22 protein-coding genes are annotated in these 21,075 nt (G+C 27.2%); all 22 read left to right on the plus strand.

The genetic code is table 4. The features are described from left to right. Window positions 1-170: 170 nt before the first annotated feature. The 22 genes from MYB_RS00370 (at window position 171) to MYB_RS00475 (ending at window position 20,958) form a co-directional block, all read left to right on the plus strand. A complete protein-coding gene (locus tag MYB_RS00370) occupies window positions 171-896 on the plus strand; it encodes a phosphotransferase (RefSeq protein ID WP_022934882.1) in 726 nt (241 codons plus the stop codon). Beyond that, on the plus strand, window positions 896-2,140 hold the full coding sequence (obgE, locus tag MYB_RS00375; RefSeq protein WP_022934883.1) for a GTPase ObgE: 1,245 nt from the start codon (window positions 896-898) through the stop codon (window positions 2,138-2,140). Before MYB_RS00370 ends, obgE begins: the two co-directional genes overlap by 1 nt. 26 nt (window positions 2,141-2,166) lie before the next feature. Further along, window positions 2,167-2,490, plus strand: coding sequence for an MG284/MPN403 family protein (locus MYB_RS00380; protein ID WP_144084173.1), 324 nt, complete (start codon window positions 2,167-2,169; stop codon window positions 2,488-2,490). Between the two features lie 7 nt (window positions 2,491-2,497). Beyond that, window positions 2,498-3,664, plus strand: coding sequence for an MHO_1580 family protein (locus tag MYB_RS00385; RefSeq protein WP_022934885.1), 1,167 nt, complete (start codon window positions 2,498-2,500; stop codon window positions 3,662-3,664). Continuing rightward, entirely contained in the window at window positions 3,648-4,067 is a 420-nt protein-coding gene (locus tag MYB_RS00390) for an MHO_1590 family protein (RefSeq protein WP_022934886.1), read from the plus strand. The genes MYB_RS00385 and MYB_RS00390 overlap by 17 nt, the downstream gene beginning before the upstream one ends. A 1-nt stretch (window position 4,068) precedes the next feature. Continuing rightward, a complete protein-coding gene (locus MYB_RS00395; RefSeq protein WP_022934887.1) occupies window positions 4,069-4,293 on the plus strand; it encodes an acyl carrier protein in 225 nt (74 codons plus the stop codon). Window positions 4,294-4,399: 106 nt separating this feature from the next. Next, window positions 4,400-5,524: a Y-family DNA polymerase gene (locus MYB_RS00400; RefSeq protein ID WP_276211261.1), complete on the plus strand. Its 1,125-nt coding sequence runs from the start codon at window positions 4,400-4,402 to the stop codon at window positions 5,522-5,524. A gap of 46 nt (window positions 5,525-5,570) precedes the next feature. Further along, a complete protein-coding gene (locus MYB_RS00405) occupies window positions 5,571-6,026 on the plus strand; it encodes a hypothetical protein (RefSeq protein ID WP_022934889.1) in 456 nt (151 codons plus the stop codon). Beyond that, entirely contained in the window at window positions 6,010-6,747 is a 738-nt protein-coding gene (locus tag MYB_RS00410) for a F0F1 ATP synthase subunit A (RefSeq protein WP_022934890.1), read from the plus strand. Before MYB_RS00405 ends, MYB_RS00410 begins: the two co-directional genes overlap by 17 nt. Before the next feature lie 54 nt (window positions 6,748-6,801). Continuing rightward, window positions 6,802-7,095, plus strand: a complete 294-nt coding sequence (atpE, locus tag MYB_RS00415) for an ATP synthase F0 subunit C (protein WP_022934891.1) — start codon at window positions 6,802-6,804, stop codon at window positions 7,093-7,095. Window positions 7,096-7,108: 13 nt separating this feature from the next. Further along, window positions 7,109-7,636, plus strand: a complete 528-nt coding sequence (locus MYB_RS00420) for a F0F1 ATP synthase subunit B family protein (protein WP_022934892.1) — start codon at window positions 7,109-7,111, stop codon at window positions 7,634-7,636. A 17-nt stretch (window positions 7,637-7,653) separates the two neighbouring features. Next, window positions 7,654-8,181 carry a F0F1 ATP synthase subunit delta gene (locus MYB_RS00425; protein WP_158419207.1) on the plus strand — a complete coding sequence of 176 codons (528 nt, stop codon included), beginning with the start codon at window positions 7,654-7,656 and terminating at the stop codon, window positions 8,179-8,181. Window positions 8,182-8,190: 9 nt separating this feature from the next. Next, window positions 8,191-9,711, plus strand: a complete 1,521-nt coding sequence (gene atpA / locus MYB_RS00430) for a F0F1 ATP synthase subunit alpha (RefSeq protein ID WP_025279585.1) — start codon at window positions 8,191-8,193, stop codon at window positions 9,709-9,711. Beyond that, complete coding sequence (gene atpG / locus MYB_RS00435; protein ID WP_022934896.1) at window positions 9,712-10,542, plus strand: ATP synthase F1 subunit gamma; 831 nt, start codon at window positions 9,712-9,714, stop codon at window positions 10,540-10,542. A gap of 9 nt (window positions 10,543-10,551) precedes the next feature. Beyond that, window positions 10,552-11,973: a F0F1 ATP synthase subunit beta gene (atpD, locus tag MYB_RS00440; protein WP_022934897.1), complete on the plus strand. Its 1,422-nt coding sequence runs from the start codon at window positions 10,552-10,554 to the stop codon at window positions 11,971-11,973. After that, entirely contained in the window at window positions 11,960-12,250 is a 291-nt protein-coding gene (locus MYB_RS00445; RefSeq protein WP_022934898.1) for an ATP synthase subunit epsilon, read from the plus strand. Before atpD ends, MYB_RS00445 begins: the two co-directional genes overlap by 14 nt. Window position 12,251: 1 nt before the next feature. After that, the gene (locus MYB_RS00450) at window positions 12,252-12,860 is read left to right on the plus strand and encodes a CinA family protein (RefSeq protein WP_084626652.1); all 609 of its coding nucleotides are present in this window, start codon (window positions 12,252-12,254) and stop codon (window positions 12,858-12,860) included. 30 nt (window positions 12,861-12,890) lie between these two features. Beyond that, window positions 12,891-14,279 carry a trigger factor gene (gene tig, locus MYB_RS00455; RefSeq protein ID WP_022934900.1) on the plus strand — a complete coding sequence of 463 codons (1,389 nt, stop codon included), beginning with the start codon at window positions 12,891-12,893 and terminating at the stop codon, window positions 14,277-14,279. 28 nt (window positions 14,280-14,307) lie between these two features. Beyond that, window positions 14,308-14,676: a hypothetical protein gene (locus MYB_RS00460; protein WP_022934901.1), complete on the plus strand. Its 369-nt coding sequence runs from the start codon at window positions 14,308-14,310 to the stop codon at window positions 14,674-14,676. A gap of 293 nt (window positions 14,677-14,969) precedes the next feature. Continuing rightward, window positions 14,970-17,552 carry a DNA gyrase subunit A gene (gene gyrA / locus MYB_RS00465; protein ID WP_022934902.1) on the plus strand — a complete coding sequence of 861 codons (2,583 nt, stop codon included), beginning with the start codon at window positions 14,970-14,972 and terminating at the stop codon, window positions 17,550-17,552. 36 nt (window positions 17,553-17,588) lie between these two features. Further along, a complete protein-coding gene (locus MYB_RS03100) occupies window positions 17,589-19,604 on the plus strand; it encodes an McrB family protein (protein ID WP_022934903.1) in 2,016 nt (671 codons plus the stop codon). Between the two features lies 1 nt (window position 19,605). After that, window positions 19,606-20,958, plus strand: a complete 1,353-nt coding sequence (locus MYB_RS00475; protein WP_022934904.1) for a 5-methylcytosine restriction system specificity protein McrC — start codon at window positions 19,606-19,608, stop codon at window positions 20,956-20,958. Window positions 20,959-21,075: the final 117 nt, after the last annotated feature.

Raw genomic sequence — 21,075 nt, forward strand, 5'->3', positions numbered from 1 at the left:
TTTTCTTCAAAAAAGACTAAAAAATGGAAAAAAAAGAAAAAAATGCACTTTTTTTCCTATTTTTTCAAATTTTTTTGCCGTTTTTCTTAATATTGTTTGCTAGGAAAGAAAAAGCCTAGCAATAAAAACAAAAAAATCTTTAAAAAAATTAGTAAAATTTATATTTAAATATGCAAAGAATTTCAAAAGGTTTTACTAATCAATCATTTAAAGATGGACAAAATTTTTTTCAAGCAAAAAATCATAATAATTTTAATCATAAAATAAACTATGACCAGCTTGCTTTATTTGATTTTGTACCTAAACTAATTAATAATAATGAACAATCTATTCGATGAGAGTGAATTGAAGGGCATGAACCAAAAATTAATGAAATTAATTTAAGAAAAATTGCCTCACAATTAAAAGTGATTCATAATTCAAAATTATCATTTCCTTCATCTAATCATTCAGCAAGAGTGAAATACTATATAAAAAAAATAAATGAAAAAAATCTCAAAATTTCTACAATTAATCAATATTACAAGTTAATTTGTAAAATTTTGAAAAATATGGATAAAACAACACCATTGCACAATGATTTATGATTGATGAATATGATTGAAACAAGAGACAAAATATTTTTTGTTGATTGGGAATATGCTACAAAAGGTGACAAACATTTTGATCTTGCTTATTTTATTGAATCCAGTAAATTAACTAAAGAGCAAGAAAGTGTGTTTTTAGAAGAATATGAAGACTTTACTCCCAAATATCTTTTATTTCATAAAGTTCTTGTAAATTATTTAGTAATATTATGAAACAATGCTCAAGAAATTAAGCATTTTGAAGATGATCAATTTATTAAAAAAATAGAAGTTTTAGTAAAAGAAATAAACGATTTTAAGGATAATTAATGAAATTTATTGATGAAGTTAATATTGAAGTGCAAGCTGGTAAAGGAGGTAATGGAGCTATTGCTTTTAGGCGAGAAGCTCATGTTGATAAAGGTGGTCCAGATGGCGGTGACGGTGGTCGAGGCGGCTCTATTTTTTTTACAGGTGATCCTGGTTCCAACACATTATTGAATTTTTATTCATTAAAAATTATCAAAGGTAATGATGGGCAAAATGGTTCAAATAAAAATAAATATGGCGCTTCTGGAAAAGATATTATTATACCAGTACCTTTAGGAACTCAAGTGTTTGATGGTAAAAGATTAATATGTGATGTTACTACTAAGGCAAATTATTTAATTGCTAAAGGTGGTAATGGCGGTCGTGGCAACACTAAATTTAAAACATCAAAAAATAAAGCTCCAAAAATTAGCGAAAATGGTGATCCAGGAGAAAAATTTAATTTAAATTTAGTTTTAAAAGTTATGGCTGATGTTGGTTTTGTTGGAAAACCCAATGCTGGTAAATCAACATTGTTATTCAAAATTTCAAATGCTGTTCCAAAAATTGGTGATTATGAATTTACTACAATTGTTCCACAATTAGGTTTAGTCAAAGCAGACGAAAGATCTTTTGTAGCCGCAGACTTGCCTGGTTTAATTCAAGGAGCTGCACAAGGTAGAGGCCTGGGTATAACTTTTTTAAAACATATAGAAAGATGTAGAGTTATTGCCCATGTTATAGATTTTGGGTCTGAGAATAAAGATCCAATTAAAGATTTTCAAGATATTAAAGAAGAACTTAAAAAATTCAACCCCCGCTTGCTAGATTTACCAGAGATTGTTATAGCAAATAAAAAAGATTTAGATTTGTTTGAACAAAATTTTCAAAATTTTAAAAAATTTTTCCCAAATATCAATATAATCCCAACATCTTTGTTAGGAGATAAAGATTTATCTTTAATTAAGAATAAAATTTCAGATTTAGTTGTTATCAAAAACAATAGTTCTATTGAACAAATAGAAGAAATTTATGAATATAAATTGGAAAAACCATTTTATATTCACAAAAACAACAATGTTTTCGAGGTAACTGGTCCAGAAATTGAAAAAATTATTCAAAAAATTCCAATAAATTCTCAAGATAATCTTTTAAGGTTTAATTCCAAATTAAAAAATATTGGTTTATGGGATGAATTAATTAAACAAGGTATACGAGAAGGAGATATAGTTAAGTTAATTAACTTAGAATTCACATGAACATAGATTCTTTTAAATTAGAGGGTTCCCCTATGTGAGAGGCAATTAAAAAATTACCTTTTTCAGTTAAAAAGAAGATTTTTAGCGGTGTGTTTCAAGTACTTGAAATATCCCAACAACATAATGAAAGAGCTAGAGTTTTTAAAGCTTTAAATATTACAGATAAATCACTTGTTGAAGGGTTATCGCCAATTGAACACATCTTATCAATTTTAGACCCAAAATATTCTACACTTTTAATTAAAGAGTTTTTAGAAGAAGACAAAGCTTGAATTAAAAAATATTGGTCTAAGTCTACTTATTATAAAAACATTCATAAAGCAATGGATGAATTCTTATATTATTTATATTTTTAATTAAATTATGATAATAGTTCAAGAATTTAAACAACAAAACTCCATTGATGTTAATGAATGTTGTAAGGATATTTCATTTGAAGTTACTACAAATCCGAATGTAAAGGGATTGCGTCAATTTGTAAAAATTGAACGCGACTTAAGTCAAGATTCTTTCACAGTTTTAGTAACTTTTTTCACAAAAAAACAAAGCACATTAGATGCATTTGTTCAAATTAATAATTCTGTGGTTCTGGGTCCACAGAAAGTCGAAATTGGTCCAGAATCCTTTGGCCAAGTTTATTTCCCCATAACTCAAAAATCTATTAAATTTTCTAATTTAGAAAATATGAATATTTATGCTAATTATGCTAGTGAAAATCAAAATTTTGCAATTTCTAATTCAATTAAATTTAATGAAAATCGCAATAGCAAAACAGATTTTTTTGTTCAAGGTGATGGTATTGCTTTTGAAAGTCTTCAATCAATTCAGCTTGCTAATCTTGGTAATGAAATCAGTAGAGAAACTTCAGAAAGTTTTACAAAAATAAACAACTTTATAGTTTATTTGTTTCCAGAAAAATTTCAGCAAGAAATTTATAATACAACTGTTTTTAAAGTTGGTGTAAACCCTGTAGACTTTAAATTTGGTAATTTAAGAAAACAAATCAATATTTCTGCTGGTAAATTGACTAACATTCCAATTGAAGGCAAAAGTGGTTTGGACTTACAATTTCGGTTTAGACCAGATTTAGATACAAAGGATTTTGAACCTGAAATTATCCAAGGCAAATATATTATTGGTGATATTTTAATTACAAATAATACATATTATGACTCTGACAAACAACAAGTTGTTTTAGGGAATAATTCTTTTTCACAAAAAGGTTATTTAATTCCTTTTAATTTTAGTGGAAAATTAACTCCAAAAGCTAGTTTGACCATCAATTCCGATTATAAAGATATTTCAGTTGCTTTTGTGCAAGATTTTAAAAAAAGTATTTTGCATAAAACCCAAGGTATCTATAAATTAAAGGTAAAAACATATAAAAAACCTTTTATAACAGGTCCAGCTATCACAATTTCAGATGCAGATTTTGAGTATATTTCTAAAAATCCTATCACAATAGATATTTTAAAAAATATTGCTTTGAGCAAAAATGAACAAGAAGAATTAGATGAAAATTTGAGTTAAAATTTTAACAGCAATTTTATCGTTTGCTGCAATAGGTGGTTTGGCCTATGGTGGTTATATTTTTTATCAAAATCAGGTTAAACAAACAGAAGGAAAAACAAATATTGATTTTAATGTGGAAGATGAATTTAAAGATAAAGAAATTTTTCCTAGCATTTATGCTGCTGACTTTTATGACACAATTCAAGTTGTAAATGGCAAAGTTTTTATAAATGAAAAACTTGTTGAAAAGTTTATTAAAAATATTGTGACTAATTTGCAAGTTTCTTATGGTACAATTGAATTCAAATATCAAATTAATGATGAAAAGAACACAATTAATATTGAATTATTGTGAACTTATAAACAACACAAAGTTAACAAAAATTATGTTTTCAATTTAACCAAGGATGTTGTAGAATAAAATGCAAAAAATTATTTATCAAAAAATTTCGCAATATACAAAACAAAAATTTGATGACTCAACAAATATCAAAGATTTAGGTATTGATTCATTAGATTTTGTAGAAATGGTTACTGATTTTGAACAAAAATTCAACATTGAAATTACAGATGAAGAATTAATGGAAATTAAAACAGTTGGTGATATATTAGAACTAATGAAGAAGTACTCAAGCAAGATTGAATAATATATTATAAATTAAAAAATCTCAAATTATTCTTGAGATTTTTTTATTAAAATAAAACCACATTTAATATAATTTAAAAATTATTAAATTAATTGCTCATATTGATATTAACACTTTTTTTGTTTCTGCTGAAGTCAAATTAAGGCCATATTTGAAAAACAAACCTATTGTAATTGCAAGAAGTGATAAATTTGCAATGGCTATTTCAATGTCTTCTAATTTAAAGAAAAAAGGTTTTAATATTACAGATAAAATTTTTCAAATTAAACAAGTAGTTCCTGATTTGATTGTTATTAGGCCCAATCTTTCTTACTATCAATTTTTATCAAATCAATTTTTTAATTTTCTTGCAAAAAAAGTAAGTTCAGAACTTGAAATTTATTCAATTGATGAATGTTTTATTGATATTTCAACTTTTGCTACTAAATTCTCTACAGTAGAATTTGCACTATTTTACATAAAAAAAATAGTAAAAGAAAATTTAGAATTACCAATTTCAATAGGTGTTTCTCATAATAAATTATTAGCAAAAATGGCAACAAATATTGCAAAACATAATAAAAACAACATATTTTGGTTAAAACCCAATATGTTAAATGAATTTATTTTTAATAAACCAATCGGAAATCTTATTGGTATTGGAAAAGCCAGAATGTTAAAATTAAAGAAAATAAACATTCAAACCATCAATGACTTTATTGCTCTTGGGGATACAAATCCAGAACTAATTCAAATTTTTGGTGTTACTACCAAATATTTTTTTGAAAACCTATTAGGTGTGGGAGATAACTCTATTGTTGATAGAAAATCAAATTTTAAAATTATTTCTCGATTTAACACTTTTTTGTCTTCTGAAGATGTTGACAATAAAAAAGCAACATTACTTATTCAAGAATTTTTAAAAGATTTGGTGGAAAAATTAGTTAGCAATAACAAACAAGCTGGTAAGGTTGAAATTTTTTTGAAAACCAAAACAAATGAAACTATTCATTTTTACAATAAATTAGAATTTCCTACTGCTAATTTTGAAATTATTTATTCAAAAGCATTAGAGTTGTTGAATCAAATAGATGATTTTAGTGAAATTTTAGGTTTAGGAGTTAATTTAACTAATATATTTGAAAATAGCACAATTAATAAAAAAACAAACAAAAAAGTGGCAGAAATTATCGAAAATCTTAATAAAAAATTTGATAAAAAACTTATTATTGCAAAAGCATTAAAAAAATAATAGGAAAAATTAAATAGTATTATAATATTTAGCATCCGGGAGAAATGTGAAAAAAATTATTGCAAAATACAAAAATAATATATTTTTTTGATATTTTAGTTTTTTTAGCATTTTAAGTATTATTTTTTTAATAGTAACTTTTTGAAACTACTCTCTTATTCTCGGATGAGTATCTTCACTTGTTGTTGTTTTTTGAGGTTGATTAACCAAAATTAAGTTAAAAGTTAAGGTTATAAAATCACTTCAAGGACAACAAAAGCAAAAATTAACTACATTTTTTCTTAGTTTTGTATATTTTACATTTGTAAACTTAGGATATGGTTTTTTCTTCTTTTTAGTTCTTTTGATTAATAAGCAGTTTAAACCCACAACAAATGTAGACATAGTTTTGCAACCAATTAATTTTATTACATTCGCTTTAGGCAGCTTATCATTTACTATTATTTTAATTATTTGAGGCTGAAAAAATATTGATAGGAGGTGAGATGGATTTTCTTTCTAATTGACAACAACCCCAACTTTTTACATTTTTTATTTTAATAATTATAATAACAGCATTATCAATTACTATATTTTTTAAGATAAAAAGTGCCAAAGTTGACAAAGCGCCTTCAGTTTTTTTAATGGCTGTAGAATCATATTTCATTTTTATAGATGAAATAGTTGAAGATTCAGGGGAAGGGTACATAAATAAAGCAAAACCTTATATTTTTTCTTTATTTACGTTTTTTTTCTTTGGTAATCTACTATCCATTGTAGGTTTAGAACCGGTTGGTGGTTCATCATCGGTAACTTTAGCACTAGGATTTATAACTTGATGTGGTATTTTTGTTGTAGGTTTCCTTTATGGTAAGTTTCGATTTCTTGTTCAATATGCCGATCCTATCAAATTAGTAGGAGCCGTTGCTCCTTTAATTTCTATATCATTTAGGATGTATGGAAATATAATTGGTGGGTCTGTTTTACTACTTGTTATTTATTATGGTTTACATGGGCTTTATAATCTTATACCTTTAGGAAGTTTTGGGGTATTTAATTTACCAGCTGTGATAATTTTTCCACCATTGTTGGTTTATTTTGATATTTTTGATTCAACTGTTCAAGCTTTCATTTTTACAATTTTGACAGTTTCATATTGATCAATGGAAATAAATGAAGAGTGACCAAGAGCAATTCGTCAACAAAAAGCTAACAAAGAAAAATTAGTGGCCCAAAATGCATAAATAAAATAAAAATAGTTTTAAAATTTTGTATTTTCACAATCGAAAGGATTTATTATGGATTTTTCAATCGTTAATTTTGCTACAGAAACAGCAGAAAAAGTTGTTACAAGTGCTGCACAGTCACACGATTCATCTTTTGGAGCAGCATTTGCTGGGATTGCTATGGTAGGAGCTGTAGGTTCTGGTATTGGACAAGGATTTATTGCAGGTAAAGCTGTTGAGGCTACAGGTCGTAACCCTGAGGCTCAAAAGAAAATTTTTAAAGTTATGATTATTGGAGCAGCTATTACAGAAACAGCATCAATTTATTCTTTAATTGTTGCACTTTTACTCATTTTTGTACAGTAATTTAAGGAGCTAAATGAAGACACTTAGTCAGTCAATTAGCGAACTCTTTAAAGGAGTTTTACCAAATCCATATGTTTTTGCTGCTACATTTCTAGCTTTTATTGTTTTGTTTACTATAGTTACTTTTCTGGTTTACAAACCAACTAAAAAATTTTTAGAGAAAAAAAGAGCATTTTTACAAGAACATATCGATAGTACAATTGCTAATAATTTAAAATCTTCAGAACTTGAGAAACAAAGAAACACTGAATTGCAAGAAGCTCAAAGAATTAAAGCTGAAATTTTTGAAAAAGCACAACAAGAAGCCAACCAAATTGTAGAACAAAGTGTAAAACAAGCACATTTAACTGCAAACCAAATAGTAGCTGATGGACGCAAAAGCGTTGAACAAATGGAAGCAAATTTCCTAGCTCGTAATAAAAAAGATGTTTTAGATAGTGCTTTTTTTATTACAACTAAATTTTTAGGTTCCAAAGTTGAACATAATGAACAAATTCAACAAGAATTAATTAATCAACTTGAAAAAGAAATGGAAGCCTAATTATGTTGAACCCAAAAATGTTGCATTTATATGCTGAATCTTTGGTTGAAGTTGGTTTAGAACATCGTATTTTGTTAGATTTACAAAATGAATGCAAAGAAGTTAATCAAATCATTTTAAATGATAGTAAATTTGCGAACATATTAAATTCTTATTTAGTTAATCATGAAGAAAAATATGAATTAATTAACAATGTTTTTGGTCCTTTTTTTAGTTCGTTTATAGTTAATTTCTTAAAAGTTTTAGTTAAAAACAATATTGTTATTTTTTTAAAACCAATTTTATCCAAATTTAATGAAATGGCTTCTGAACACTTAAACATTGCTCATGGTCAAATTGAAACAGCTTTTCCAATTTCACAACAAAAAGTTGCTGATTTAGAAAAACTTATTTCTAAAAAAATATCTAAAAAAGTTTTTCTCAAACCAGTAATTAATTCAAATTTGATTTCAGGAATTAAAATAACTGTTGACCATCAAGTATTTGAAAATTCAATTGACTTGCAGTTAAAAGAATTGAAATCACATCTTTTAAAATTAAAATAAGGAGCTAAAATGCTTAAAAATACAAATATTGCAGCAGTTATTCGAGAACAAATCAAAAATTTTGAAAATCAAGTTGCAGCAGATGAGATTGGAAAAGTTATAGTTGTTGGTGATGGAGTTGCCTTAGTTTTTGGAATTGAAAAAGTTAAACTTGGTGAATTAGTTGAATTTGATAATCATGTTTATGGTATTGCCTTAAACCTTGAACAAGACCTAGTTGGTGTTGTTATTATGGGTGATGAAAACTCTGTTTTCCAAGGCACAACAGTTAAAAGAACTAGAAAAGTTATTTCTTCTATAGTTGGTGATGAGCTTTTAGGTCGTGTTGTTGATGCATTAGGTAATCCAGTTGATGGAAAAGGTGAGATTCAATCTAAAAAAAGAAGAGAAATTTTCTCTGAAGCACCATCAATTATGGAGCGTCAAAGTGTAGATAGAGGTTTAAAAACCGGAATCTTAGCAATTGATGCAATCGTTCCAATTGGTAAAGGTCAACGTGAATTAATTATTGGTGACCGTCAAACCGGGAAAACAACAATTGCAATTGACACAATTTTGAACCAAAAAGGTAAAAATGTTTATTGTGTTTATGTTGCAATTGGTCAAAAAAATTCTACAGTTGCACAAATAGTTTCACTTTTAGAACGTCAAGGAGCTATGGAGTATACAACAGTTGTAACTGCCGGGGCTAGTGAATTAGCACCGCTTCAATATATTGCTCCTTATACAGGAACAGCTATTGCTGAAGAATGAATGCATGATGGAAAAGATGTTTTGATAGTTTATGATGATTTATCTAAACATGCTGTTGCCTATAGAACACTTTCTCTTCTTTTAAGAAGACCACCAGGTCGTGAAGCTTTTCCAGGAGATATTTTTTATCAACACTCTTACTTATTAGAACGTTCATCTCAATTAGCACAAAAACATGGTGGTGGTTCTATTAGTGCTTTACCAATTATTGAAACTCAAGCCGGTGATATTAGTGCTTATATTCCAACCAATATTATTTCAATTACAGATGGCCAAATTTTTGTTCGTGATAATCTATTTAACAGTGGACAAAAACCTGCTATTGATATTGGATTTTCTGTTTCACGTGTTGGTTCAACAGCTCAAACAAAAGCAATGAAATCAGCATCATCTAACTTGAAATTGCAACTTGCACAATACAATGAGTTGAAAGCCTTTGCACAATTTGGGTCAGATCTTGGGAAAACATCACAGTTAATTTTGGATCGTGGAAATAAAATTTATGCCTTACTAAAACAAGATCAACATTTTCATTTAAGTGAGTTTGAACAAGTTATGTTGCTTGTTTTCATTCGAGAATCACTTATTGATTCGATTGCTCTTGAGCAAATTTCTGATTTTCAAACTCATTTTTTACGTTTTATTAAAAGTGAAAGTTTTGCTCATTTTGCAAATACATTTAATCCAGATCAACCTATTACTGGTGAAATTAACAAACAACTTTGTGAAGTTTTTGCAGATTTTGCAACTAAATTCAATGAAGGACAAACTTTCTAAATGCCAAAATTAAATAGGTTAAAAGCCCGCTTTAGTCAAATTAAAAATATTGAAAAAATTACTAAAGTTATGGAAATGATAGCAAATGCTAAAATTCCTAAAATTAAAAAGCAATTTAGCCAAGCGGAACAATTTTTTGTTAATTTAGATTCTATTTTTCAATTAGTTATCAATAGCATTGAAAATTTAGATTTATTTGCAAGCAAGCAAGAAAATAAACAACTTTTTATTTTATTTACTTCTAATTTAGGTTTTTGTGGTTCATTTAACAATCTAATTATCAAAAATTTTCAAACTCACTACAAACCAGGCGATGATATTATAATTTTTGGAAAACGTGGGGTTGTAGCACTGCAAAAATTTAGTCAAAATTTTTTAAAAGTCTATGAAAACATAGAAGAAAATAATTTTGAAGAAACTCTTAATGAGTTTTCAGAATTAATAATTAGTCATATTTTAAATAAAACTTATTCAAGAATTAATGTTTGTTATAATAAGTTTGTAAATATTATTACTTCTGTTCCTTCAATGCACCAAATTTTTCCTTTTAAAAAAGTAGAAAAAGAAATTAGCAATAATTTTATAGACTTTGAGCCATCCTCTGAAGAAATTTTGAATAGGTTAATTCCATTTTATACAAAGGCAACAATTCATAAATTATTTTTAGAATCAAAATTAGTTGAAATTTCTTCTAGAAGAGTTGCAATGGAAAATGCAAGTGATAATGCAACTGAAATTATTGAAAAACTTGATCTTCAAATAAATTCAAGTCGCCAAACCATTATTACTCAAGAAATTATTGAAATTATAGGTGCAAACTTAGAACATTAAAGGAGTTTTATGAAAAAAAATAACATTGGAACAATTATTCAAATTTTAGGTCCGGTTATTGACGTAGAATTTGAAGAAAACCATATGCCACCAATTTTGTCAGCTTTGGAAATTTTGCCAACAGAAGACAATCCACATAAAGTCGTTTTAGAAGTAGCTCAACATATTGGTGATGGTGTTGTTAGAACTATTGCGATGAGTATGACCTATAATCTTTCAAAAGGTATGGATGTTTTAGACACAGGAACTCAAATTCAAGTTCCTGTTGGAAAACAAGTTTTATCAAGAATGTTTAATGTTCTTGGTCAACCTATTGACGAAGGTGAAGATACTAAATTTGAACTAAAACACCCTATTCACGCGGCACCACCGAGTTATTTAGACCAAAAAACCACAAGTGATATTTTGGTGACAGGGATTAAAGTCGTTGACTTATTAATTCCTTTTGTTAAAGGTGGAAAAATTGGATTATTCGGTGGTGCAGGAGTTGGTAAAACTGTTTTAGTTCAAGAACTAATTAACAATATTGCAACTCAACATGGTGGATTGTCTGTATTTGCCGGAGTTGGTGAGCGTAGTCGTGAAGGAAATGACCTTTATTTTGAAATGAAAGCGGCTGGTGTTTTAGATAAAACAGCATTAGTGTTTGGTCAAATGAACGAACCTCCTGGAGCTAGAATGCGTGTTGCTTTTTCAGCCTTAACTATGGCTGAATACTTCCGTGATGCACAAAATCAAGATGTTTTACTCTTTATTGATAATATTTTCCGTTTCACACAAGCAGGTTCTGAGGTTTCCACCTTATTAGGTCGTATTCCATCAACTGTTGGATATCAACCAACCTTAGCAACTGAAATGGGGCAATTGCAAGAAAGAATTGCATCAACACGTGCAGGTTCTATTACCTCAGTTCAAGCTGTTTATGTACCAGCTGATGACTTAACCGATCCAGCGCCAGCAACAACATTTTCTCACTTAGATGCTAAAACTGTTTTGGATAGAAATATTGCTGCATTAGGAATTTATCCTGCTGTTGATCCATTAGCTAGTTCATCTAGAATTTTAGAACCATCAATTGTTGGTCAGAAACACTACAATGTTGCTCGTCAAGTTATTGAAACATTGCAAAGATTTAAAGAATTGCAAGATATTATTGCAATTCTTGGGGTTGATGAGTTGAGTGAAAAAGATAAAAAAGTTGTTGCTCGTGCTCGTCGTATCCGTAATTTCCTATCTCAACCATTTTTTGTTGCTGAAAAATTCTCAGGAATTGCTGGGAAATTTATTAAACTAGAAGATACAATTAGGTCTTTTGAAGCATTGCTTTCAGGTAAATATGACAATATGCCTGAAGAAGCCTTTTTATACATAGGTTCTATTGAAGAAGCTTTTGAAAAAGCTAAAAAAATGGGTTGAAATGAAACCGATTAAAATTAAAATTTTTGATCACAATGGAATTTTTTATAATCAAGAAAATTCCATTGTAACACTTAAAACTCCAAATGGATATCGGGGAATTCAACAAGGGGCACTTCCAGTTATTTCTACTTTAGTTCCATCTTTGCTTTACATAGGTGGGCAAAATGATGTTGATAGAAAAGTTTTTGAAATCAGTGATGGAGTTTTGTATGCTGATGCAAATGAAGTCCAAATTTTTGTTTCTAATATTAAAGTTGTAACAACATCAAAAGCAATGTTTGAACAATAAAATGAAGACAAAACAAACAAAAATCAGCAAGAATAAGACAAAACCAAAATTTAGAAAACCAAATTTTAAAGTAGTAAATTTTGAAGATAGAAATCAAAAAAAAACCTATAAAAATAAAGGTATAAAAGAAAGAAATGAAACTTTTGAAACAAAAAGTTTCATTTCTTGTGTTGAATCATTTACAGGTGGAGGTTTTGCAGCAAAAATTGTTTCAAAACCAGGCGCATCTCGTTTTTTTGCTGGCGGTCTAGTTACTTATCAAAATGAAATTAAAACCAAATTAGGCGTTGATATTTCAAATGGAGTTATTAATCGCGAAACTGCATTAGCAATGGCAAAAGCGGGAAATGAATTTTTTAATAGCAAATATTGTTTTTCTTTTACAGGCAATGCTGGTCCAAAAGTTTTAGATGAAAAACCAGTGGGTGAAGTTTATATTGCATTAAATAAAAAAGTTTGAAAGCTCAATTTGGGTGGTTCAAGAACCAACATTATTAAAAAAGCAATTGAATTTGCTTACAAACAATTGCAATTAATTCAAAAGAAAGAAAAACAAAATACTAGTTTTTATACTTTAAAAACAAACAAAAACAACAAAAAACCTTTATAATTATATAAATAAAAAAAGGATATAAATCATATGCTAAAACGTGAAATTTTACCTAAAACAGCTGAATTAAAAATTACTGTTGAAGCTGGCAAGGATTTGTGACAAAAATCTATTAGCAAAGCATTTGAAAAAAAAGCTGCTAATATTCAAATTAAAGGATTTCGAAAAGGGAAAGTTCCGCTTGAAAAAGCTAAACAATACATTGAATTAGGTTCTGTAATTGAGCTTGCTACAAGAGAAGCCTTACCAACACTTTTAAAAGAAGCTTCAAGTAATATTATGGATGATGACCATGTTATTGATTTTGAACCATTTGTTCAAGTGATTGAATCGACAGCTGAAACATTAAAAATTAACTTTTTATTTCCAATTTATCCAGAAATTAAATTATCAGATTACAAAAACTTAGAAACTAGATTTGAAAGTCCGGTTGTAACAAAAGAAGATGTAAAAGGGCAGATTGATCGCCTTTTAGCTGCTAGAGGAAAACATATTGATGTTGATCGTGCTATTAAAAATGGTGATTTAATTAATTTCAACTTTAAAGGTTTTATTGATAACAAACCTTTTGAAGGTGGAGAAGCTGAAGATTTTGATTTAAAAATTGGGTCAAAAAGCTTTATCGAAGGTTTTGAAGACCAATTAATAGGACTTAAAAAAGGTGAGTCAAAAAGCATTGATGTTGTGTTTCCAGCAGACTATCATATTCCTGCTTATGCTTCACAACCTGCAGTTTTTAAAGTAAAAATTAACAATGTTAAAGAAAACCAACCAGCAAAATTAACTAATGATTTTGTTGCTGAATTAAAAATTGACAATGTGACCACTATTTCACAACTAGAGTCATATTTAGAAGATCTTACTAAAAGAGAAAAAATGGAAATAGCTCGTAGTACTTTCCAAAAAAATGCTTTTGCAGAAATTCTTAAATCAGTTGAAATTCCTATTTCTAACAAATTGCTAGATCGTGAAATGTCTAGAATTTATGATAGTTTCAATGAAACACTCAAAAGTCAAGGGTTTACAATTGATGAGTACTTAAAAATCACTAAATTTACAAATAAAGATATTTTTGAGCAAGTTAATCAACAAGCAACTTTGAGTCTTCAAACTTCTTTTGTTTTTGCTGAAATTGCAAAACGAGAATCTCTTGCAGTTCTAGATAAAGAATTAGATGAAGAATTGCAACGTTTTGGTTTAATCACTGGGAAAGAAGCTGATGAATTAAAAACAAATCCAACTGCACTTCAACATTTACAAATGAATATTACAAATCGTAAAGTTTTAGATAAATTAATTGAGTGAAATAGTAATTCTTCTTCAAAATCCAAAGACAAAAAAGTTATTAAAGAAACATTTAATAAAAAAGACGAAAAAGAGACAATTAAAACAAAAAGTTCAATCAAATCCAAAAAATAATAAAAGAAAGAATTGTATATAATATCAAATGTATAATATATCAAAAGAAAAATTTTTCAAAAAACCTGCATCTAAATTATCAATATTTTTAATTACAATTATTTCTTATATTTTAGGAAGTATTATTGTATTGGCTGTTATTTTTGGTGGTGGTTTTTATGTTGTAAAGTCACAATTACCAACTTTAACTTCAACTATTCAGTCTGTTGAAAAAGTTGTTGATTCAATTAGTAAAATTAATCCAGATGATATTCAAAAATTATCTAAAGTTTCTGGTAATATTGATAAGTTATCTAATGATATTAAAGAGATTAAAGATAAATTAGACAAACTAACTTCTTCAAAATCAGAAAATCAAGATCAAACTCAACAAGAACAATCTGAAACTGCAAGTTAGGCAAGTAATAATTTAAATAAAATTAAATTTATTTCAATAAATATTTTGCACAAATAAACAATTCGTTTAAAAAGTACCTTTTTGGTACTTTTTTTAAATTGAATCAAAATCACACAATTAATGTATTAATTACTAAACAAATAATGAATTTATAATATGCATTATTTGTATTAGTTGTTTTATTTATTAAAAATACAGGTATAAAATAAGCAAATTATAGGAAAAATGGCCTTTTTTTGGTAAAATTTATTATTTCTAATTAATATAAATCAGGACTATCACAAAGGAAAATTATGGCTTTTTTTGAAGATGATAAAAAAAAAGATTTTGACTTTATTGAAGATGAGGAAGTCAAAGTAGTTTTTAATGAAAATTCAGAAATTACTGAAGAAAATCCTGAAGAAGAGAATATACTTCAAGATAAAGACGACTATATTATTTCTAATCAACTAATTGAGAAAGAAACAGATAACATCATTCCTAGAGTAATTGAAGAAGAAATGCGTAATTCCTTTTTGGATTATTCAATGTCTGTTATTATATCTCGTGCTTTACCAGATGTGCGAGACGGACTAAAACCAGTTCACCGTCGGATTTTATATACAATGAGTGACCTTGGGATCACTCACAATAGTGCCTATAAAAAATCTGCTCGTATTGTTGGGGATGTTCTTGGTAAATATCACCCACATGGTGATTCATCAGTTTATGATTCTATGGTTCGTATGGCTCAACCTTTTTCATTGCGTTATCCTTTAGTTGATGGACATGGAAATTTTGGTTCTTTAGATGGTGATGAAGCGGCTGCAATGCGTTATACAGAAGCAAGAATGTCAAAAATTGCTTCTTTAATGGTTGACAACATCAAAAAAAACACAGTAGATTTTGCCGATAACTATGATGGAAGTGAACAAGAACCAGTTGTTTTGCCAGCTAGATTTCCAAACTTGCTAGTTTCTGGTGTGACTGGAATTGCTGTTGGTATGGCAACTAAAATTCCACCACATAATCTTTCTGAAGTTATTGAAACCTTTATTTTACTTGCCAAAAACAATGATATTAGTGATGAAGATTTAGCTAGAAGTTTGCCAGGACCTGACTTTCCAACAGGTGCTGATATTTTTGGGCAAAGTGGAATTATGCAAGCTTACTTGACTGGGCGTGGTAGTTTTACTATTCGTTCTAAAGCTGAAATTGAGAGATTTAGTTCAGGTAAGTCTAGAATTATTTTTTATGAAATTCCTTATGAAGTTAAAAAACCAACAATTATTGAAAAAGTTGCACAATTAGTTCATGAAAAAAGAATTAATGGAATTAAAGATGTTCGGGATGAAACCAATCGTCAAGGAATTCGTGTTGTTTTTGAAATCAAAAAAGGTTTTGATCCAGAAATTATTTTAAACCAACTTTATAAAGACACAGATTTACAAGTGAGTTATAGTATGAATATGCTAGCCCTTGTAAAAGGTCAACCTAAATTGTTAAATCTTAAACAAATTTTATGAGAATATTTCTTACATCAAAAAGAGATTACAACTCGAGCATTGCAATTTGATTTAAAAAATGCTTTAGAAAAGCAAAATATTTTGCTTGGAGTTAAAATTGCTGTTGAAAACATCGATGAAGTTGTTAAAATCATTAAATCTAGTAAATCAGATGCTGATGCTCAACAAAAACTTGCAGAGCGTTTTGATTTAAATTCCATTCAAACTAAAGCTATTGTTGATATGCGTTTAGGACGTTTAACTTCATTAGCAGTTGAAAAATTATTAGTTGAATTACAACAAATTGCAGAGCAAATTGATTACATTAATTCAATTTTGGCTTCAGAAGAAAAATTAGTTGATTTAATTGTTGAGCAACATCGCGAAGTTGCCAAAAACTTTAGTGACAAACGCCGTTCACAAATTAGCGGTGAACTCAGTGTTATTGTTGATGAAGATTTAATAACTCGTCAAGATGTTATTATTTGTTTAACTCAAAACAACTATGTTAAGCGAATTAACTTAGATGAATATCGAACACAAAATCGTGGCGGCAAAGGAAGTTCAACATCATCATTGTATAAAGATGATGAACTTAAAGGTATTTGGTTTGCCAATACTCACACAGATCTGTTAATCATTACATCAAAAGCTAGAATCTTTAAATTAAGAACTCATATGGTTCCAGACTCTTCACGTAATGCTAAAGGAACTCCTTTTATTAACTTATTACCATTAGAAAAAGATGAGTCAGTAACATCACTTCTAATTTGAAATCAAGACTATAATTCACATTTTTTAATCACAATTTCAGCCAAAGGTATTATTAAAAAAACTCGTTTAAGCGAATATGAAAATATCAATAAAAATGGAAAATATGCTCTCAAATTAAATGAGGATGACTCATTAGTTAAGGCATTAATTGCTAGTGATGATAGTCAAATTATTATTGGTAGCTCATCAGGAAGAGCCAATCGATTTGACTTATCAACTGTGCGAGCTAGTGGCCGTGTTGCAATTGGAATTAAAGGTATTAAATTAGATGCAAGTGAACATGTTGTTGGTGCATGTCATAGTCAAACAGGTAGTTTTGTCTTTACTGTAGGAGATTTAGGTTATGGAAAAATGACTTCAGTTGATGAATATAGATTGACAAGTCGTAATAGCAAGGGTGTACTTGCCTTAAATTCCGAAAAAGCTGGAAAGCTTTGCTTTATTGGTACAGTTAATGGCGATGAGCAAGCTATGATTTTAACCAAAAAAGGCATTGCAATCCGTATTGATTTAGAAACAATTTCAACTAGTAGTCGTGTAACTAAGGGTGTAAAAATTATAGACATTAAAAAGGGAGATCAAATTCAATCAGTTACAATTATTTCTAAGATTGAGTAATTAAGTAATATTATAAAAGGTCATAAATAGAATAACATGAATATTTTAGAAAATCAAAATATAGCTGTATCAAGTTTTGATATAAAAGGCAAACGAGATAATTCGTACTTTTTAGCAACGTTATATATTATTTATGATAAGAATAGTTTACAAATTGAATATTTTTATTATGAAGTAAAAAAAGCCCAAATGATATTATCTAATAATATAAATAGTATAAATAGTAATGATAAAAAAAATAGAGAAGAATTTATTAAGATTTTTGAATTAAATGATAAGCAAAATATTGAATTAGAATATGAACATTTAAAAGAGTTAGCTGAAAAATCTACAACTTATTTTTATTCACTTGACTCAATATTTAAATTTATTTTTGGTGAAACTTTAAAAAAAAGTTGAACTAGAATGACTAATCCATACAATATGTATCTAGTTAATAAGAAAAATCAAAATGGCTATTTTAATGTTTGGTATGATAAATTTAAAGATTCATATTATTGATTATTTCAACTTATGTCAGAAGAATTAAAAGCATACAAATGTAATAATATTTTAGAAGATTTGACATGTGGAGATTTTAAAAAATACTATGATAAAAATAAAAGTGATGATTCTAATTATTTTAAATTGTACGATAGCCTAAGTTTTAAAGAAAAATTAGATAAGATTTCATTATTTTCCAAAAAGTCAAATCAAGATAATCGATTTGATTTTTCAATTTGTGAAAAGAAAGATCAAAACACAAATGATTACACATTTGACGCTAAAAGATTAAGAGACTTTATTCATTCAGTTAAAGATAAACTCTTGCATGAAAGCTATAATAATAATTGACTTACAGAAGAACAATATAAAAATTATAAAATAGAAACTCGTTGCGAGGAACAAAATAGACTATTGTTTGATGTTGTTATTAAAAAATATTTAGAAGAAAGTAAAAGGAATATTGACATTACTAATTTAAGAAACAAGTTAGAACGTTTAATTTTAATTGAGAGTCAATCTCAATCTTTAAATAGTAGAGAAATAAATAATATACGCAAAATGGAAAATAAAAATTTTCATTGTCCAATATCATGAACTAAAAATGATAAAAATATAATTTACTACGGTGTTCCCGGCACTGGAAAAACACATTGCTCAAAAGAATTAGCTAATTGAATTATTAATAACAAATGAAAAGAACAATATAATTCAAGATTTAACAATAAAATAGAACAATTTGAGAAAGATTACATTGATGAAGATAATCAAGATGAAGATAACCAAATAGAAATAATAACATTTCATCAAAATTATGGATATGAAGACTTTATAGAAGGAATAAAGCCTGTTCTTGTGAATGGTCACAATGAAGATAAATATAGCAAATCTCTAAATAATCAATTTGGAAGTGTGCTACAATTCAAGCTAAAAAAAGGTATTTTAAGAAATATTGTTGATAAGGCAATGAAAAATCATCACAAAAATTATGTTTTAATTATTGATGAAATTAATAGAGGTAATGTATCTCAAATATTTGGAGAATGTTTTACATTAATTGAATCTAGTAAGAGATTAAGAAATGATTGCGATAACATTCAATGTCTTGGTGGCGATAAATGTAAAGGTAAATGAGATGGAAATTGAAAAGTAACTTTACCAACAAGTGAGGAAAAATTCGGAATTCCAGATAACCTTTATATAATAGGAACAATGAATGATAATGATCATTCTATTGCACATTTTGATTTTGCATTTAGAAGACGTTTTGTTTTTGTAGAAAAGAAACCTAGCGAAGATTTTATAAGCAATTATTATGCTAAAGATGTTTTTGTAAAATTAAACAAAGAAATTGAATCTAAATTTTCTTTAAATAAACAAATAGGCCACAGTTATTTTATGAAAGTTAAAAAAAATATAGATAATAAAAAAAGTAAAGAAAAAATAAAAGAAATTTTATCTAAAGAAATTTGGCCACTTCTTAAAAGTGATATTGACTTAAATACCAATGATATTAAAATTATAGAAAAAAATATAAATGAATTTGTAGAAAATTATAATAGTAAATAAAATGTTACCTAATATTAAAATAGAGCAAATAAATATTTGAGAAAATGAGCTAACTAAAACATTAAATAAATTAAAAAAAAATAATGTTGATGTTGATTCTTTAATAAACTATTTGAAAGAAAATACTCTCAACAACTCTATTGATTTAAATAATTATGTAGGTCATATTTGGTTTGATAAAATAGAAATAAATATTTTTCCAAAAATTTTTAATAATATTTATGGTAAAGAAGCGAATTATAAGTTGTTTACTAATATAAAGTATTGATATTTTTATGCACATAATAATGATAAGAATAAAAAAAACTTTTTGAATCATTATGGAACAGCTGAAAAATATAATAAATTACCCAACTATTCAATAGTTGACTGATTTTTAGAACACTATGTGTGTCAAGTATTTAATGTTTTTAAGAAACAAGTTTACCACCAATATAACTTGGTAAAAAAAGACATATTATTTATTAAGGGAAAAATTGATTTTAATGAATATTTTAAAAATAAAATATCAAAGGGATATTTTTTTAAATTTAAAAGCTCTTTTTTTGAATATACTCATAAAAACTTGTTTAATCAAATTGTTAAAAAATGTTTGAAAGTAATATTGTTAAAACTTGATAAATCATACAGTGATACTAATAAATTAATTCGAGAATTATTGGGATATTTGCAAGACGTTAATGATACAAATATTTCTAAAAAAGATTGTGATTTGATTAATTTTCACAATTTACCTTTTGAGTTTAAAAATATTTTACAAATGAGCAAAGTGATTTTGCAAAATTCATATTTTAATAATTACGGAAAGTTTATAGGTTTTTCTTTGCTATTGAATATGTATGATGTTTTTGAAAAATTTGTTCAAGAAAAGTTAAAAGAGGCAAATATTGAAGTGAAAGACAAGAAAAGTTATATATTAGGGGAATGAGAAAATACGCAAAAAAATTTTAACAATTTAAATTTATCAAACATCGCATCATTAAATCCTTTAATCAAACCAGATATAGTTATTGTTCAAGACAAAATACAGATTATTGCTGATTGTAAGTATAAAAAGAAAATAAAAGAAAGTGATCTTTATCAACTAATAACATATTCCTATAGTTTGCTAAATGAAAAGGATGAATCAAAATCAAAAAATATAGAAAAAGTTACATCTAGCTCCGCAATTTTAATATATCCTTTATTAGAAAGCGAAACAATTGAGACATTTTACAAAAAATTCATAATAGATGATGAGAGAAAAACTAATATACATATACTAAAAGTGCCCTTTTTATGTAATATTGAAACAGGAGAACCAGATAATATTTCAATGTTTATTAATAAAATTAAAGATATAGTTGAAATATAAGTAAATATTGTTGGATATTAAGATTGCATTATTGTACAGTACAAATGGAAATAATAATTTTAAAATTTTTTTCTAAAATTTAAAAATATGATATAATAACCCCATATGCAAAAATTA

This window comes from Mesomycoplasma bovoculi M165/69 (assembly GCF_000524555.1).
GTDB lineage: Bacteria > Bacillota_I > Bacilli_A > Mycoplasmatales > Metamycoplasmataceae > Mesomycoplasma > Mesomycoplasma bovoculi.